This is a genomic window from Sunxiuqinia sp. A32 (assembly GCF_052690465.1).
Genome location: NZ_JBQYLI010000003.1, coordinates 248,674 through 267,526, shown reverse-complemented (window position 1 = coordinate 267,526; position 18,853 = coordinate 248,674). Strand labels below are relative to the sequence as shown.

Genomic DNA, 18,853 nt, shown 5'->3' with positions numbered 1-18,853 from the left:
GTTAATCATCGTTGTCGCTATCTCCAAAATCATCGTCGTGATCAAACTGGTCATCATATCCAGATCTACCCCGTCCCTTCTTTCCACGAAAAAATAGCCAACCAAAAAAGAAAAAGACGATCATAAAGGCTGTTCCCATCAATGCATCCTTTAATTTTCGACCAGCTTCATCATCCACCTGAAACCAAATAATAAGAGCAATGGCAATCGCTAACACGATGATAAGAATCGCAATCCGTAACCGTTTCCAAAACTTTGATCCACTGCTAACCATCGTTCCCGAATAAGATCCTGAAGAAGTGATGGTATTTACATTTATTTTTTTCCTTGGTTCTGTTTTTAAAGGCTCAGCTTTCAGATTATTCCCACATTTTTCGCAAAAGGTAGCTGTTGAGGGATTTTCATAACTACAGGATGGGCAACTAATACCTGCTAATGCAGCCTGAACGGGCCTGCCACAGCTCGGACAAAACTTTTCTCCATTTTGAATTTCATTATTGCAATTGGTACAAAGGGTCATATTTGGTTGTTTTATGGTTAATCGTCATCATCACCGTCATCATCATTATCATCGTAATCCTCATGATTATTCTCCTGGTCCCAAAAAGAACTGCCGCCACCTTTTCCCGACTTCTTCTTGCTCTTCAAATACCAGATAAATCCAGCTATCAAAAGAATACCATATCCAATATTGGTAAGTTTCTCCTTAGCCTGCGGATCAACTTTTATCCATATAATTATGGCTATTGTAATTGTCAGAATAATGGCTAGAGCAATTATTGCAATATTCCGCAATTGCTTTTTGCCGGATGATTGCCGAATAGTTGATGTAAATTGATGTTTTTGATGTGCATCATTGCGGTCAACTTTTGATGGTTCACTGAAATTATATCCGCAGGAATAACAGAATGCACTCCCCGCTTCTGCCTTCGTTCCACATCCGGGGCAAAAAATATCTTTTGATGGTTGTTGATCTGTGGGATTTCCACAAGAGGAACAGAATTTCTCAGCTGCTGTGAGTTCCATTCCACAGTTGTAACAGTTCATTTTGGGTTTTTGAAATAAAGGTATCTCAATCCCATTTAGAGAAGCTTTCAAATGGTAAAAATCGTTTTCAAATGGTAAAATTTTTCTATATTTCGCCTAATTATCGTCACATTGATAACATAATTTTCACCCTATATGATTTTAGATCTCATCATCTACACTCCGATGTATATTTCAGCCTTTTGGTCCATCATACTTTTTAGTATAAGCAAACCAACACAAAACCGTCCCAAGTTTTTGTTGGCTGCATTTATGAGTGTCGCATTTCTTTTGTATTGTTCCCACGCAATTTTCTTTCAAAATCTGTATGCCATTTTCCCATATTTCGACCCACTATATATTGTTTGCTCTTTATCTGTTTACCCTCTGTATTATTGGTACATCAAGCTATTGACAGTGGAAAATCGATTTAAAAAGACAAATTGGATCATGTTTTTACCTGCCCTGCTTTTTGCATCGGCGTCAGCTATTTTTTATATAATTATGGGCATAAGTGACGCGGAAAACTTCGTGCGCTCTTTTTATTATAATCAGGACATAGCCATTACAAAAACCGGTGAATTACAGCGTATTCTATTCTTCGGATCCAGAATTACATTTGTGGTACAGGTCATTTACTTTCTGATTAAAGGATCAAAACTGGTAAAGAAATACAACGAACGTATCGCAAACTTTTATTCAAACATTGAAGGGAAAAATATACGTTGGGTAAACTTGTTACTTAAATCCTTTGTAGCTACTTCTGCAATGAGCATAGTTTTCAACTTTCTGGGAAAATCATCCTTTATTGATAGCGGCTACTTTCTTATCATTCCTTCGGCTATTTTTAGCACGCTGCTTTTTATTATCGGATTTGAAGGTTTCATGCAAAACCATACAGTAGCTAACTTAATAGATGATGAGCACGAGATTGAACCAATCGTTGCAGCAACTCCCAAACAGGTATCACGAGATAAACTTAAAACTCAACTCCTTCAGCTGTTTAGTGGTGAAGAAATCTACACAAACAATAATCTGAAAATTACCTTAGTCTCAGAAAAATTGAATACGAATCGTACCTATCTTTCTAATTTGATTAATGAAGAATTTAGCTGCACTTTTTCAGATTTTGTTGGGAAATTCCGTGTCGACAAGGCAAAGCAAATTTTACAGGATGATATTGATTGTAAATATTCAATTGATTATATCTCTGATCAAGTTGGCTTCGGCTCCACCAGCTCTTTTATTCGTATGTTTAAAAAGAATGAAGGCGTAACACCCGGATCCTATCGAACCAAATATAAGGAAAAGATCGAAATTGAATCCCGGGAAGCCACCTTCATTCGCTAATATATTGCCCAATATAAAACTCCCTGTTCTGCGCCCTCAACTTCAGCTGCTGCAGCATTTGTTATCCAATAAAAGGATATAACCAAAAAGATCAACCTTCTTTTTATTAGTAATAATTTTAGTTTTATTTTTATTGAGCTTAAAGTTACCTTTGAAAGGAAACCGAACGATCCATTTTGTAAAAAAGGAATAGTCAAATAATAAAAAGAAGTTGTTAAATAGTAAATTATTTTTTGCAGATCGTAAAATGGTCAAATCAATCAACTAACAATCAACAGACTTCAGCATGGAACACCTGGAACTCACCCTACTTACCTCAGCTTTTGTAATTCCATTTATATTATCCATTACAATTTTGGTTGGATCGAAGGAGAATTTTCCAAAATTGGTGATGAGCCTCGCATTGTTCAATGCTTTTTATGTTTTTCTGGCAAACTACTTTTATTTTCAAAAGCTATTTGAATATTACACGTATTTACACAGCTTGCACATTGCAACAGTGTTGTGGATCTTCCCATCCATCTACTTATATATAAAATCAATCATTTCAACAAAAAAGGAATTCAAGAAAGAACTCCTGCACTTGCTCCCCGGCTTGGTTTTTGGCATCACTTCGGCCACGATATTTTATGGATTCCTGACTTTAGATGAGCGCATTCAATACCTGTCAACCTATCGATCTGGTGTAGAATTCACAACACTTAATTTAAAGATTTTAACCCTATTTAGAAGTACTGATGTTCTGCTCATTGTAGCTCAGGTTATCTACTATTCAATTACTTTTTTTCGTCTTCCCAAAAAGTATAACGAACGCTTAAACCATGAATATTCCAATATTGATCAATTTTCAATTAATTGGCTCAAATGGTTTAATGGATCGTTTGTTCTGGTTGGCCTAATGTGTGTTCTATTTTACATGTTTAATCCGTTTGAAGAAGAAAACGAACTGTTTTTAGTTGGATTTCTCTTTGTTATTTCTGCCTTTACCTGGATTCTTGGAATTTGGTCATTTAAACAACAAAAACCAGAGATTACAAAAACCGAAAATTCGGAACTTGTCTTCCCAATTATCAATCAATCGGCAACGGTCAATACAGAGTTAACACGATCGCTTATCAGCTACTTTGAGGAAAAAGAGCCGTTCCTGAATCCAAATCTAAACCTTACTACTGTTTGCAAAGAAGTTGGAACAAACCGAACCTACCTTTCCAATATCATCAATCATAACTTTGGAATGAACTTTAATGTATTTGTCAATCAATACCGGGTTAAGCATGTGCAAAATTATTTAAAGGATAATCCTGACACGTCCTTGGAAAATCTTGTTCAGATAGGTGGATTTGGTTCCGTGAGCTCATTAAAAAGAGCGATGGCCAATCAAAATCAGGAATAAAACATTGGATCATTCAAATTAATTTTTGCGTTTCGAGGAATCGGCTTATTTTTGCAACTCATTACTTTAGAATGGAAAAGATGAATAAACCGACCGTTGTTAGTGGAATCAGACCCACAGGATATTTGCACCTTGGAAACTACTTTGGAGCAGTGCGTAATTTTTTGCGCATGCAGGAAGATTATAACTGCTACTTTTTTATTGCAGACATACACTCGTTAACCACGCATCCAACCCCGGAAAACTTGCAATCGGGTGTAAAACAAGTATTGGCAGAATATTTGGCCTGTGGCATTGATCCTGAAAAATCAACCATCTTTATTCAAAGTGATGTTCCGGAAATTAATGAGCTTTATACTATTCTAAATATGAATGCCTATCTCGGCGAATTGGAACGGACAACTTCTTTCAAAGATAAAGCACGGCAACAGCCGGAAAATGTGAATGCCGGACTATTAACCTATCCGGTTTTAATGGCTGCTGACATTATTATTCATAAAGCTCACTTTGTGCCTGTTGGAAAAGACCAGGAACAAAACCTGGAAATGGCCCGCAAGTTTGCCAAGCGTTTCAACCGGATGTATAAATCCAAGGTATTCCCAATACCAAAACCATTTACTTTCGATGGAGCTGATTTGGTGAAGGTTCCCGGCTTAGACGGAAGTGGAAAAATGGGTAAATCCGAAGGAAATGCAATTAACTTATTTGACACCGAAAAAGAAATCCGCAAAAAAGTTATGCGTGCGGTAACCGATGCAGGCCCGACTGAAATGAATTCAACAAAACCAGAACCCGTTCAAAACTTGTTTACCTTGATGGATATTGTTTCAGATCCAGAGGTGGTAAAGCAATTTGATGAAGCATACGCCAAATGTGAAATCCGCTATGGAGACATGAAAAAACAATTGGCTGAAGACATTGTCGCCTTCACAAGTCCTATTCGTTCCAGAATTATTGAAATACTCGAAGATGACGCTTACCTGGCAAAAGTCGCCAAAATGGGAGCTGAAAAAGCACGGGAGTCTGCTGCCGAAACTTTAAAGGAGGTTAAACAATTGGTTGGCTTTAAGAAATTGTTTTAAACCTTATTCCAAATATTAATTTCTCAAGTCCGGTACAACTGCCGGACTTTTTATTTTTCACCCTAACTAATTGTATCATAGATATTTTTTTCAAGACTATTTTGTCTTTTTTTTAATAAAAGATACGAACATCTTTTTTTGTTTGCGTGTTAATATTCTTGAAGCTCAAATACGTAAACTAAAACATTGCCTATGAAAACAATTTTTACTTTTAAAAATTCAGGAAGTCTGTTCGCCTTTTCCATTTTATTATTATTGGCAGGTAGCCTTCTTGCGCAAACTACTCATGATGTTTCTGTTACCAATAATCAATTTAGCCCTTCTTCTCTGACTATTAATGTAGGAGATAAAGTAATTTGGACAAATACAGAAGGTAGCCATAATGTTAACGGAACAACCGCTAATTTTGCTTCAAACCCGGAATCTTTTGGAAACGATGTTAGTACTGGTTGGACGTTTGAATACACTTTTAATACAGCCGGATCTTATCAATACCAATGTGACCCGCACGCTTCCTTAGGAATGACAGGTGCCATTACGGTAAATGAAGTTTCAATGGAAAATAAATTGACAGTAAATTTCACTGGAATGACTCCGCATGTTGGACAAGACCTCTGGTTTTCTGTTGTCAACACAAATACGTGGATGGAATTAGAACGCGTAAAAGTCACCGTAGAAGTTGATTTCTCTATTGAAGTAATGGGAATTGAAAATGGCGAATCATACAACATCGACTTTTTTGCCGACCATAATGGAAATGGAATGTATGATGCACCACCAACCGATCATGCCTGGAGAATGGAGCTAATGGATGTAGATGGTGACGAAACCCTTGATTTTGCTCATAACACCAACTTTACTGATATCATGTGGATGAATAAATTGATGGTCAACTTTACAGGGATGCCCCCACATGTTGGACAGGATCTTTGGCTTGCAGTTATTAACCAGGAAACCGGCGAGGAATTGAAAAGAATGAAAACAACTGCTGAAGAAAGTTTCAGCCTGGAGGTCATGGGAATTGAAGTTGGACAATCTTATAATATTGATTTTTATGCCGATCACAATGGAAATGGAATGTATGATGCACCACCAACTGATCATGCCTGGAGAATGGAACTAATGGATGTAGCTGGTGATGAAACCCTTGATTTTGCTCATAATACCAACTTTACCGATATCATGTGGATGCATAAACTCACTGTTGAATTCAATAGCATGACACCCCATGATGGGCAAGATTTCCATTTGTATGTTTTAGACCTTACTAACGGCGAAAAACTTGACAGCATATCAGTAACTGCATCGGTCAATTTTACTATTGGTGTTTATGGAGTTGTACCGGGTGAATCCTATGATGTTGATTTTTACGCTGATCACAATGGTAACGGAATGTATGATAACCCACCAACCGATCATGCATGGAGAATAATGTTGGAAAATGTAAAAGGTGATAGTACAATTGTATTTACCCACAACACAAACTTTACCGATATACAAATTGCGACGGCAGCTATCGAGTTTGCCGATGCTGGTTTTGGAGTGTATCCAAATCCTGCATCCGATTATGTGAATGTTTCACTTAATAGCTTATCAGGAAATCAAACATCCGTTAAAATCTATAACACAGTAGGTTCTCTCGTCGAACAAGAAATCGTTGCTCATAACCAAAAGTTATTGAGATACCAGATCAGATCATTCGACAAAGGCCTGTACTTTATTTCTGTACAAAACGGAAACAAAAACTATGTGTCAAAATTTATAAAATACTGATAAAATCATCTTTTTTAAGCCGGGCAAAGTTGTCCGGCTTTTTTATTCCCCTAAACGAATCATCTAATTGAATAATAGCTATTTTTAGGCAATGCGGAATTGCGACCATATTGAAAGTTTAAAAAAGCTAAAAATCATTGTCATTTGTATTATGATGATTGGTATTCATCATAGCTATGGGCAAGATGTTTCCTTCTCCCAATTTTATACAAACCCTTTGTACCTCAATCCTGCATTTGCTGGTTCTGTAGGTGTACCCCGGGTATCCCTTCAGTATCGAAACCAGTGGCATAAGTTTGATAACGCTTATTCAACTTACAGTGCAGCTTTTGATTTCCCTGTAAAAGCACTGCAAGGTGGAATTGGGCTTCATCTAATGAATGACACACAGGCCGACAATATTGTAAATTCATTTCAAATAGATCTGGCTTATTCTGTTTTCCTTCAACTAAGCAAGGAATATAGAATTCATGCCGGCTTACAAACTGGATATCACCAGAATTCGTTAAACGTTGGTGGATTGGTTTTTGCCGATAACCTGGATATCAACTATGGAAACCATGGAACAACTGCTGAAATAATATCTGATCCGAACTATGGATTTGTAGATTTTTCCACCGGATTGCTGATTTATAGTAAACGATTGTTTTTTGGAGGTGCCGTTCATCATTTGACAGAACCGAATCAAACTTATTTTGGGAATGACAGCAATGGTGATAAACTTTACCGAAAGTATACTGCACATGTTGGGGCACGACTGCCAATTTTTAGACATGGGTATCATCGAAAAACATTAGATATCTCACCGCAGATTATTGTACAAAAGCAGGGAATCTCAGAACAAATTAATTACGGCATGTTTGCGACTAAAAGAGGACTTACTGCTGGTGCCTGGTTGAGACAGAATTTTGGTATCCGTTACGATTCTGTCATCTTTCTTTTTGGATATGTAAATAGTAGAATGCAAATTACTTACAGCTTTGACTGGACAGTTTCCGGGTTACGTGGTGACTCCGGAGGAATTAGTGAATTATCACTCGCATTTTTACTGAAGAAAGTGGATAAAAAAAGAATTTTCCCATTTTTCCGACCATACGAGGATGAATTTGGAGTGCAGTAGCAACTCATCGGATTAGAAGAACCTGTCCTTTTTGATTGTGCTTGAACCCTTGGATATCAATAAACTGTGCTAACCATACATAGTTGCCCATCGGGGCACGATCTCCATTTTTGGTTGTTCCATCCCATGGATAATCAGGGGTATTGCTTTCAAACACTATTTGCCCCCAGCGATCGTAAATCTTAATGTTGAATGATGACGCATCAGCTCCCAACCCAACCGGCATAAAAATTTTATTTTCGGGGATTTCGCTGTCCGGCCGAAAAGCATTCGGAGTGAAAACCTCAAACGGCAAAATTCTAATTTCAAAGTCGGTTGAGTCTTTGCAACCATAAATGGACTCTGCAATTAAGGACGGAAAATACTCGCCAAGTTCCAGATACGTGTGCATGGGTTCAAATTCATTTGAGTTCATCCCATCATCAAAATCCCATTGATAATAATCAGAACTTTCGGAGTTGTTGTAAAATGAAATATTCGCATTCTCAATTAATGCCACAGGGAAATTCACATCAAACTCAGCTACCGGCATCGGATGTACCCATAACCAATCCGGTTTCAGTAATGTATCTACACATCCGGTAATCGTTGAAGTTCCGATCAAGCTAATATCAAATTTCCCGGAATCCTGATACGTGACATAAACAGACTCTCCCTGCATCTTGGTTGAATCATTTATAATCCAATTATAATTTATGAATTCGTCAATTGATTCCGAATAAATCTCCAACGAATAAGGTTGGCAGCCCTCTTGGTCATCGGTGTTGAAATCAAAATGGGGCTTCCTTTTAAGGTCCATTTCAACGGGATCACTAATGCATCCGTATTCATCAACAATTAGTCGTACTGTCCCTGTGGGATCATCAATTCGAATGAGAATTGAATCATTCCCATCGTCCAGTTGAGTAATCCCTTCAAATTCCCACGAGCAAAACGAAGAATCAATGTTATTTGAATAGATAATACGAGTTGAATCTTCGTAACAAAAACTCGGATCAGCAATTATTGATGCTTTTGGGGTTGGGAATACTTTTACCATGCTGTCCAATAAAAAGCCGTTCTGACATTGCGTAACAGGATTGGTAATGGTCAGACTAACACCATAATAACCTGTCGTTGCAAAATGCTTGATTGCATTTTGTTGCTTCACAACTTCCCCATCGCTAAATTCCCATTCAAAATTGACATTATCCGCTGTTAAAAGCGTACTTGTGAAATTAACAGTCATCTCATCACACCCCCGCAGTTTATCTGCATCCATCGTGAAATTGGGTTTTGCTCCTAGAGGTATTGTTGTTGTGTCACTCCAACACTGATTGTCGTCTATAACCAAACTGATATAAGGAGGATCATTAAGGAAGGCGCCCACGGTAACATCGTAATATTGCCAGTCAAGCGTATCAACAAATTTACATCCATCCAAATCCCAGTAAAACGATGCACTGTCAGTTGCCTGCCCAACGTAACGAAGTTTTTTACTGTACCCTTCACATTTGGCATCGTCTTCAAATGTAAACAGAGAAGTGGGATTGTTATGAAACCTAACCTGAAAAGTGTCAATCGTTTCACAGCCATCAACTGTGGTTAGTTTGTAGAATATCTTGTAGGTTCCCCACTCAGAAGCTTCAAGTTGAACACTCTTTTGCTTTTCCTCTGTAAAGCTTAACTGCAAAGGTTTGTCTGTTGACCAATTAAAACTACCATCGTAGTTCCACACGTCTTCGGGTGCGTTGGCAATGGACACGGTTAAAGATAAATTTAACTCACCACAAAGCAAGGTGTCGCCTTCAATCTTGATATCCGGCACCGGGAATACGGTCAGGGTCATGGTATCCCTTGCGACACAATTGTATTTGTCATATGATGAAATCCGGTACTCTCCGGTTTTATCAGCGTCATAAATTCGATTGGTTGAGAGCGTGTCCCCGTTTTCATTTTCCCAAACATATTTTGCAAAACCATCATTCCCATCCAATGGTAATGAAAAGGGATAACATTCTTTTACATCCTCAATTCCCAGCTCCACTTCAGGGTGACTTACAAACACGTATATCGAATCTTCCAACTCACAACCATCAATGGTAGTAGTCTTGACGGAATATTTCCCAGCCTGATCAACAAGCAGTTTCTGCGAAACATCACCCGTATTCCAGTCATAAGTATCAAAATAAGGACCTGCATCCAGCAATCGTTTTTCGCCATAGCAAAGCAATAAAGTATCACCTTGAAAATCGACACTTTCCCCCAAATCCAAAACAAGATCAAGATTAAAACCAACACCATAACCGTATGATTCCACTCCTCCGAAACCGTATACATATGCCAAGAATCCCCGATCTTTATTGGTGTTCCATAACCGATAAGTTCCCGGGCTGAGAGTTATTTGTGCCCAGGAATATTCACTATTATTTGGGAATGGAGTGAACTGATTTTGAACCGAGGAGCCATTCAAACGAATATTTCCAATCTCCTCCGTTAAGCTAATTACATTGGCATAATACTTTTGAATCTGATCGGAATCGTAAGCAACAAAAGTTACATCATTTTTCGTCTGGGTTGTCGAGCTTAAAACGATCATAAACGGGTCGCCATTTCCGCCGGTATAGTCCCTATCTACCGATTGTGACTGACTATACTGAGCAACCAAAATAGGTTTTTCTGAAAATATCCGTCTGGGCTGATCATTATGTAGCACAAATTCCCGGAACTCTCCCCTATCCAGTTTCATGGGCGAAAATCCATCAATGTAAACAGTTGTCCCATCCTGCGCAGCCATTACCCTGTATAAATCTTGTTCTCGTGATTTTAATGGCACTGCATAATATTCGCGACCCCAGGAATAGACAGGTGGAATTTGTTCATAGAGATGATCCCAGTATCTTACTCCTGATTGTGCGGGAACTGTTGTAGCCAATGACCCTGAGTAAAAGGCAACCGGCCTATCTGCGAGTATATAGCTACCAGTTAGATCACCTTGTCCAGCAAGATTTGGATGGTTCATGGATTGTACCTGATAAACTTCTCCTTTATTAAGCTTGGTTTTAATAGTACTTCCCACGCTTACCAATTTATCGGTAACTTTTGACGGGACAATTGCAACCTCTGTTGAGTCTTCTGTTGCAACAATTAAAAACTGGCTGTTTCTACCATCTCCATAATTCCCATTATTTTCGTTCACGTGTGGTTCATAACAAACGGCAAAATATTCATTCCCGAGTGAGGATACTGGATAGATTACTGCAACATCCGATGAATTTTTATCCCAATTGAGTGCGTAAACATTCACTGGCTTTTCCGATACAAGCCTGACCCCTTTTTCCTGAATTGTTTCTGAACCAATGGCTTCCGCTAATGTCCAGGGAATAGAAACACGTTTGCTGCTATTAGCCTGAACCGTATGTGTTCCATTGTAAGGAGATTCATTTTTACCAATAAAGATTTGAAAACTAGTTGTTTCCCTTGCAGTAACTGTAATATCAATGAAGTGGTTAGAATGATAGTTTCGGCTTTCCATAAATCCAAACCAAAAATCAGTTCCTTCGGTTGATTTCCGGCAAAGGTCAATCTGTCCAATTAATACATGGACTTGTAAGAATAGAATTAGAAAATAAAAAAGCTTTTTCACGCATTTGGGCTTAGAAAGTTATAAAGCTAATCATTATCAATTAATATCGACAATTCAGGATTTCTAAAATAGCAACTTCTACCAGATTAAGCTTTCGAACTGAAATAACGCCGAAATAAAACCTTCTTCAGGTCTCGAAAGATAATTTGATGGGCAATTACCTCAACTTGATTATAGCGAGGAAAATCGGCTTGTGTGCGTGCAATATCAAGTTCTGAAATATCAACCTGATATAAAATGGACATTAGTAAATCTGAATTAGTAATCAAGAGTGAATCGATTTGATCAACTAGCTGTTGATGCAACTCATGATAGGCATCATCAATATGTCCTGAAAAATGAATTTCCACACCAAATAAGCCAAAGTCTTTCATGATTTGGGCAATGGTATCAAGAATAATATCCTCCCGATTCAGGAAAACATCAACATTGGTATGGGTAATATTTGGAAGATTCATTGAATTTAAATCGATTATTTCAAGTATAGCAATATAAAGACAATTTCCCGAATCAGCTTAAAACCTTTTTAAAATGTAAGTTTCAAAAATACAATCGGGGTGAAAGGCAACGCATCTGAACTGATTTTAATGGAGCCAAATTCATAGTCAATGTTTCGGATATTGTTGGATACCAGATTGCGGGTGTTGAGCAAATTAATAATGGAAATCCCGGTTTCACCACTCAACTTTTTCCAGTTGAATTTGTAGGTCATCGCTGCATCGAGTCTTTTATAACTGATATTTTCCCGGCCAAAACCATATTGTTCTTTGAGAATATTTAAACCCGAACCATAAATATAATTGGCTGACAAATAAAACTTTCCAATATTAAACAGCCCCGCAAGTTTAAGCTCATGACGTTGATCCTGAGGAGCCAGCATGTATCGTGGTAAAACTGAATTTGCAGGTGCCAGCCGTTCTAAAACCTTACTCAAAGTATAGGTTCCCCAAATGGCATGCTTCTTAAAATCCTTTTTCATATAAAAATCAATCCCGTAGGTTTTAGAATCTCCGGAATACAAATTATAACTCTCTTTCATCTCCCCATTCACAAACGGGTTTTCCAATTTATAACGCGAAAGGTTTTTGATGGTCTTAAAATAACCATCAACATTAAAGGTAAAATCTGACTTATAATAATTCAGTCCAACATTCCAATGAGTTGCATTTAAGACCTTTGAGTTCTCATCACTAACCGCCCACAGGTAAGTGAAATTTCTATCACGATCAACATACGCTGTTTTGTATACAAATTGATTATATAGCCCCCACGAAGCATTCAGTTTTAAATTGTCGCTAAGTGCGGAAGTAAAACTAATTCTTGGTTCAATAAATGCTTTTTTCAGATTGTCTGGTAAATTTATCCGAAGACCTGTTCTCAAAGTAATCTTCCCGGGAAGCGGCAAATTATCCTGAATGAAGAACATTCCTCTTTTATTCTCGAATTCGTCGCTGTCATCAACCGCCAAAGTATCAGTAAGCGTATTTCTATTTCTTATTGAGGCTTTATTTACGAAAACTCCAGCCCCAAATTCAATCTGGTGCCCTTTGTAAATATTGATTGTATTATTGAGATGAAGTGATGTTTCAGACGCCTCATTTTTAATTTGAATTACATCACTTTTTGATGCAACATCATCATTTGTTGATACGGTGTGAATAGAGTCAGTAATGTTCTTGGAATAGTCTGAATGCGAAAATATCAATTTTGAAAGATTCCCATTTCCCCAATTTTTAAGATAGTTCAATGATAAACCAAGCTGTTCATTTTTTTCTAAATCCGAGAATGACACCTTAAATGGTTCCGGATTATTTTCGAATGAAGGATTCACCAGATTATCGGTAGTAATAAGCTTAAAATCGTCCCCTCCATAATAACCACTAAACGAAATCTGATCGGAATTATCAAAGTTGAAAGTATACTTCAAGTTCATATCCCTGAACTGGTAATCTTCAGGAAATACATTCAAATTTACATCACCTCCCGGCATCGGGTTTGGCTCTGGTCGATCTCTCCTCTCGTGTATTTTAAAACCAAAAATTTTAAAATCATCCTGACTATATGGATTATAATAGGTTTGCCGGTATGCAAATAAAAGGGACGAAGTTTTAAATAACGGAAGTTCTACCATCCCATTAATCGTCATCGGATTGATATTGAAACTGAAAGTGGGTTTTTTCAAGCTCCCATTTTTCCCATAAACACTAACCAATCCACCGACCCGATCACCGTATTTTGCCTCGAAACCACCTTTATATATTTCGATATTTTTGACAACCGACGGATTGACAATACTGATGTTGCTGTTGTAATTTTTCAGACCAAACAAGGTAAAGTCATCAAATGAGATTAAGCTTTGCCCTTCGTAGCTTCCCCAAATCTGAATATCAGTAGTCTGTTCATTTGCAGCTTGAATTCCCGGCATTAATTTAAGCAAGTTGAATACCGAGTTGTCTCCCTGCCCAGCCAGAAATCGGGAGATATTGTGATTCAGCTTCATGTTGCCGGGTTTCTCTCCGATAATTGCCGCTTTTTCAACAACACTATTTTGAACTGTTACTTCAGGCAAATTTTCAACGGATGGGGTTAATACAATTTTTTGATTTCGACCTTCATAAAGCACGGTATCAAGAATATAATAACCCAGATGAGAGATTCGAATATCGAATGAACTATCAGCAGAAGCCGTGTAATTAAATGATCCGGATGCATCGGCAAATAACTGCTGCTTATTAATGAGAATGGAAGAAAATGATAAAGGTTCATAGGTTCCGGATTCGACGATCTGACCCGAAATATTCACTGTATTTTGAAACTCTTTTTCAGCTTTTTTCTTATCGAAAATGATGATGAAAACATCGTTCGACTTTTTCAATTGAAAAGGCAGATCATGGAGTAAATACTTAAGTGCTTCTTCGCTATTTTGAAAGGTCTTCCGAACCGTAACCTTGAATCTGGATAATTCATTATCACTGTAAGAAAGACGAATATTGTAATGATCGCGAAGTTCAATCAAAAGCGTGTTAAGCGGTTTTTCATGTACGTCAATCTTAATTTCATTTTCCTGAGCCAAAGCATTCAGGCTAATGACTAATAATATGATTCCAAATACAATATTCCTTATCATTCACTGTCCTCAATAACATCATAGATTCCCGGTGATTTTTTTATGAACTTCAGTCCCAAGGCAGGACATACATAGCCCAAAACATCCTCCACATTTTGTTCTTTTGAGAAATTACCTGTGTACAGCACATAATCATCAACATCCACACTTATTCTTATATCATATTGTCGTTCAATCTCTTTGAAAACGTTTCCTGCTGGAGTTGCTGAAAACAAGAAAATATTCTTTCTCCAAGATATTTCAGGATAGGTCTCAATGTCCCTTTTAATGTTAATATCACCATCCTTTGTAATTTCTACTTTGCTGTTTGGTTTCAAAATAACTTCTTCCCTCAAACGAGAGGTCACCTTCACGCTTCCAGTAATACAAGTTACTTTATAATGATCATCTCTTGAATAAATATTAAAGCTTGTACCCAATACCTGTGTTTTTCCACCCGATGAAGCTACAATAAACTTTTTGCCTTTTTCAACATTAAAGAAGCCCTCTCCTTCCATTTTCACGATTCGTTGCATCTTCCACCAATATGGATAGTATTGAAGTGTCGAATTTGCATTCAATTCAACTGTTGAGCCATCCGGCAGATCTGCCATTTGATGAATTCCCGAAGGAATTTCAATTTTCACAGAATAGAACCGTAAAAATGAACCGAGTCCAACCAGTAACAGAATACTGGCAGCAACTGCCCAAGTTCTATAATTTGATAATGAGATGGATTTTGATTTTTGCTCTATTGCCAGCACATCTAATTCCTGCCAAACCTTGTATTGACTTTTATTCCATTGAAAAGTACCATTTGCAAAAAATCGCTTACTGTGATTGTCAATGGCAGCTAGGTTGATATGTCTGTTTTTATCATTCACTTCCAGTTTTTTACAATTCGCCTGACAAATCGGTGGTTAATAAATAGAAGAACCAGATGACTAATTTCTTCTTTCAGATGTTTCTTTAAATGCTCCAGCGCCTGACTCATTCTCTTTTCAATAGCCTTGACACTTAAGCCCAGTTGATCAGCAATTTCTCGATATTTTAGTTCATCAATCCGGTTCATTAAAAAAACTACCCTCTGTTTTTCAGGCATGCTTTTTAAAGCTTCTTCATAGGCATTTTTTAACTCTTCGTAATTCAATTGATCTTCCGGGGTCAGCGCCGATTGATCTGGTTCATAGGTATCGAAGAATTTAAAAGCCAGACTTTCTTTGTGATAACGGGTGATAAACAAATCATTGGCAATTTTTATCAGCAATCCCTTAACCGTTTTATGGTTAATCTGCATTTGCTTTTCCCATATTTTCAAAAAAGTGTCTTGCGCAATATCAGTGGCTACATCATTATCACCGGAACGATAAAAAACGTAGCGCCTGACATCCTCAAAATGCTTGTCAAATAATAATTTAAATTCTTCCTTGTTCAATTTCAGCTAATTTTCACCTATCTATCAAAGATAAATGAAAATCTTAAAAAGAGGTCAGGACGTCCCCTAACCTCCATCACTAAATCAATGACCTTTTCTATGCTCACCGTCTCCATGGTGATGAGCATCCATATTCGCTTTGGCTTTAAACCCATGAAGTTCTATTTCTATAACTTCTCCGTCTGAAGTAAGCTCTGCCACATTATCGCAAGTGCCATCCCCATAATCAAGAGAAGCAATTAACTCATCGTTATACAGATATTGCACCACTCCACTTACAATATTTCTGCACGAACCAGATTTAACCAATGATTCGGTAATGACTTTTGACCAGGAATCTCCCGTAGAACTTTCAATGTAATCCGTTCCCTCGATCTTGATTGTATCATCTTCGTGAACCATCGGAGTGTCAAGTCCGGAAGTCCACTCACGAACTTTCTCACCAGTACGATTAAGTTCGGTTCCATCTGGAAGAATAGAACTTACATCCACGGTGTTGGTTTCCATTCTTGAGAGAGAATCTCCCATAAAAACCTCTGTTCGTGTCCCGTTAACAATCACTGAATCCACCACACAATCTTCATAGCTGAAAGTGCGGGTTGCACCATCTGTCCCACGTGGAGCTGAAATTTCAATCGACACCAATCCACTAACTACTGTTCCGTGATGTAAAATTGTACTATCGCCATAGTCAATGGTAATTACAATCGGATAGCCCGTTTCTGCAGTGTCAATAGATACATCCAACGATTCCTGTTCGGCGTACCTATCGCAATGACTGCCTCGTAACAAATCATGACCATGTCCACGATAATGGGCCAATTCACGCAAGAGGTGTTCTGATTCCGCAAAGAAATCAGCTTCGTAGTTTAACTCTTCCAAAACACCTTCTACAGTAATATCACTGGTAGCAATATCAGCCGACTTTAACATTAATTCAGAAGCATCTGAATTAAAATTGTCCGTTTCCTGGCATGAAAAACTAAAGATCGCCAAGACCAAAATCATTCCTAAAATTCTAATTTTCATTCTTTCAATTTTTTGGGTTACACAATCTATTTTATAATGTATCCTGACAAAAGAATGCCGACCCTACTTCTTTTCTCTAAAAAGTGTTAATTATAAAAAAAATGAAGGCAGCCCATGTTGGCTGCCCAGATTAGATGTTGAAAACTACCATCCAGGTGGATGGCCACCTCCAGAACCAACCTGTGTTACTGTGCTCGAAATGGTAAAGCTTGTGTATTCGGATCCACCGGAGTACGTACCTCCAGTATATAATCCATCAACTTCTGTACCCGTTGAACTACCTCCGGTATAAATAGTATATGTTGCACCTTGTTTAAGATCTGACGAAGAAAAAGCTACCGACTGATAAGTTTTAGCAGGTTTAAACGTAAATAGGCTCGTGCCATCCGAAGCTTCCAGATGCACCAGAGTTCCTGCCGATAGTGTAGAACTGAAATAAATCAATACTGAATTTTGATCTGAAGAAGATCCCGGAACCTGAGCCATTCCTGAGCTTCCTGCTGCCAGGATATAACCACCATTCATTTCGAAGCTGCCATCATAATCCAACGCTCCATTACCGCTGCTGGTTGGGCCATTCACAATTAGTGTTCCTCCAGTTATCGCAACCGCCCCATTGATGTCAATTCCGTCTCCATTGGCATTTACATACACATAACCACCATCCAGGTAAAAAAAGTTATTGGAAGAAACTGAAAAGCCACCTCCCGGAAAACCACCACCGCCAGTTCCGCTGGCAGCATTGATACCATCATCACTTGAAATTAAATGAATATCGCCACCAGCAATCTGTACAATTTTGCTTTCAATCCCTTCGTAACTTTTTGATATCTGGATGATACCGTCATTAATGAGCAAATACGAATCAGCATGTATCGCATCATCTCCCGTTGAAATTGTAAACTCACCATAGTTTATTGTCAAACTTACATTGGAGTGCAGTGCATCATCGGCTGAATTAATAGTAAATAACCCATCTTCAACAATCACCTCAACGCCTGCCTTAATGCCTTTTGCAGTTGAGGAACTGGTAACAGAATGGCTACTGCCACCGCCTGATGTAAGCGAAAATTCACCGTATGTTATCAGCACATCAGTTTCAGCCTGAATGGCGTCTCCGCTGGCAGTAACATTAATCTTTCCATCTATCACAGAAACATAACCACAGGTCGAATCAGTTTCATTATCCGATTTAAGACCATCCCCTCCAGCAATAATATCCATTGTCCCCCCTTTAACAATTAGAAAGTCCTTTCCTCGAATCCCATCATCAGCAGCATCAACTATGACCGTTCCGCTTTTTATGATTAAACCATCCTTACTGGCAATTCCATCATTATAATTTGCATCAACAGTCAATGAGCCATCACCGAAAATAGCCATGTTTTCCTTGCTAAAAATCGCAGCATTCGGCTCGCCATCATCAGTAATATAAGAAACTCCATCAGTAATAAAATTCTCGGTATCGTCAGCAAGTGCTAAAATTACTTTGGGAGCATTTTTAATAAATATAGGAGCACTGTTTGAACAGGTAATATTCACTCCATTCAATATTATGCGGACAATTTCTTCATCCTCTGAATCAACAATAATTTGCCCGTCATTTAATGTCCCTGAGATATTGTAGTTTCCTGCTGCATTAATAGTAAGCACACTCCCATCAGCAGTTGCACCATCACCATTCACACTAATGGAACTCCCATTTAAAGTAATTTCAACTTCACTTGAACTACTCCAGGTGTAATCACCAGATTCCTCAAAATCTTCACTATTATTCTCATCTGCCTCCAGAATGTTATCTTCTGCATCGATAATTTCAGGCTCATTCTGAGACTCATCTTCAAATCCTAAATTACAAGATGCCAGCAAAAGAGCCGATAGGGCAATTAATGGAAAAACATTTTTAATCATATC

General features: G+C 38.0%; 14 protein-coding genes. 5 read left to right on the top strand and 9 right to left on the bottom strand.

The annotated features are described in order from the left end of the window. Window position 1: 1 nt before the first annotated feature. The gene (locus ACUNWD_RS04475) at window positions 2-520 is read right to left on the bottom strand and encodes a zinc ribbon domain-containing protein (protein WP_445586576.1); all 519 of its coding nucleotides are present in this window, start codon (window positions 518-520) and stop codon (window positions 2-4) included. Between the two features lie 17 nt (window positions 521-537). Beyond that, entirely contained in the window at window positions 538-1,047 is a 510-nt protein-coding gene (locus tag ACUNWD_RS04470) for a double zinc ribbon domain-containing protein (RefSeq protein WP_445586575.1), read from the bottom strand. A gap of 396 nt (window positions 1,048-1,443) precedes the next feature. Here ACUNWD_RS04470 and ACUNWD_RS04465 point away from each other — a divergent pair, with 396 nt between their 5' ends. The 5 genes from ACUNWD_RS04465 to ACUNWD_RS04445 all read left to right on the top strand — a co-directional run bounded on the left by ACUNWD_RS04465 (window position 1,444) and on the right by ACUNWD_RS04445 (window position 7,744). Then, window positions 1,444-2,376, top strand: coding sequence for a helix-turn-helix domain-containing protein (locus ACUNWD_RS04465; RefSeq protein ID WP_445586574.1), 933 nt, complete (start codon window positions 1,444-1,446; stop codon window positions 2,374-2,376). A 286-nt stretch (window positions 2,377-2,662) separates the two neighbouring features. After that, complete coding sequence (locus ACUNWD_RS04460) at window positions 2,663-3,769, top strand: helix-turn-helix domain-containing protein (protein ID WP_445586573.1); 1,107 nt, start codon at window positions 2,663-2,665, stop codon at window positions 3,767-3,769. Window positions 3,770-3,849: 80 nt separating this feature from the next. Continuing rightward, window positions 3,850-4,851: a tryptophan--tRNA ligase gene (trpS, locus tag ACUNWD_RS04455; protein ID WP_445586572.1), complete on the top strand. Its 1,002-nt coding sequence runs from the start codon at window positions 3,850-3,852 to the stop codon at window positions 4,849-4,851. Window positions 4,852-5,043: 192 nt separating this feature from the next. After that, on the top strand, window positions 5,044-6,624 hold the full coding sequence (locus ACUNWD_RS04450; protein ID WP_445586571.1) for a T9SS type A sorting domain-containing protein: 1,581 nt from the start codon (window positions 5,044-5,046) through the stop codon (window positions 6,622-6,624). Between the two features lie 91 nt (window positions 6,625-6,715). Continuing rightward, the gene (locus ACUNWD_RS04445) at window positions 6,716-7,744 is read left to right on the top strand and encodes a PorP/SprF family type IX secretion system membrane protein (RefSeq protein WP_445586570.1); all 1,029 of its coding nucleotides are present in this window, start codon (window positions 6,716-6,718) and stop codon (window positions 7,742-7,744) included. A 4-nt stretch (window positions 7,745-7,748) separates the two neighbouring features. Here the strand turns inward: ACUNWD_RS04445 and ACUNWD_RS04440 are convergent, their stop codons facing one another. From ACUNWD_RS04440 to ACUNWD_RS04410, 7 genes are all read right to left on the bottom strand, one after another. Next, window positions 7,749-11,369: a PKD domain-containing protein gene (locus tag ACUNWD_RS04440; RefSeq protein ID WP_445586569.1), complete on the bottom strand. Its 3,621-nt coding sequence runs from the start codon at window positions 11,367-11,369 to the stop codon at window positions 7,749-7,751. A gap of 86 nt (window positions 11,370-11,455) precedes the next feature. Then, complete coding sequence (locus ACUNWD_RS04435) at window positions 11,456-11,827, bottom strand: hypothetical protein (RefSeq protein WP_445586568.1); 372 nt, start codon at window positions 11,825-11,827, stop codon at window positions 11,456-11,458. A gap of 68 nt (window positions 11,828-11,895) precedes the next feature. Next, the gene (locus ACUNWD_RS04430; RefSeq protein ID WP_445586567.1) at window positions 11,896-14,496 is read right to left on the bottom strand and encodes a TonB-dependent receptor; all 2,601 of its coding nucleotides are present in this window, start codon (window positions 14,494-14,496) and stop codon (window positions 11,896-11,898) included. After that, window positions 14,493-15,359, bottom strand: coding sequence for a FecR family protein (locus tag ACUNWD_RS04425; RefSeq protein ID WP_445586566.1), 867 nt, complete (start codon window positions 15,357-15,359; stop codon window positions 14,493-14,495). Before ACUNWD_RS04425 ends, ACUNWD_RS04430 begins: the two co-directional genes overlap by 4 nt. Beyond that, entirely contained in the window at window positions 15,356-15,910 is a 555-nt protein-coding gene (locus tag ACUNWD_RS04420) for an RNA polymerase sigma factor (RefSeq protein ID WP_445586565.1), read from the bottom strand. The genes ACUNWD_RS04425 and ACUNWD_RS04420 overlap by 4 nt, the downstream gene beginning before the upstream one ends. Before the next feature lie 84 nt (window positions 15,911-15,994). After that, window positions 15,995-16,939: a hypothetical protein gene (locus ACUNWD_RS04415; RefSeq protein WP_445586564.1), complete on the bottom strand. Its 945-nt coding sequence runs from the start codon at window positions 16,937-16,939 to the stop codon at window positions 15,995-15,997. Window positions 16,940-17,083: 144 nt separating this feature from the next. Next, complete coding sequence (locus ACUNWD_RS04410; RefSeq protein ID WP_445586563.1) at window positions 17,084-18,850, bottom strand: carbohydrate-binding domain-containing protein; 1,767 nt, start codon at window positions 18,848-18,850, stop codon at window positions 17,084-17,086. Window positions 18,851-18,853 lie beyond the last annotated feature (3 nt).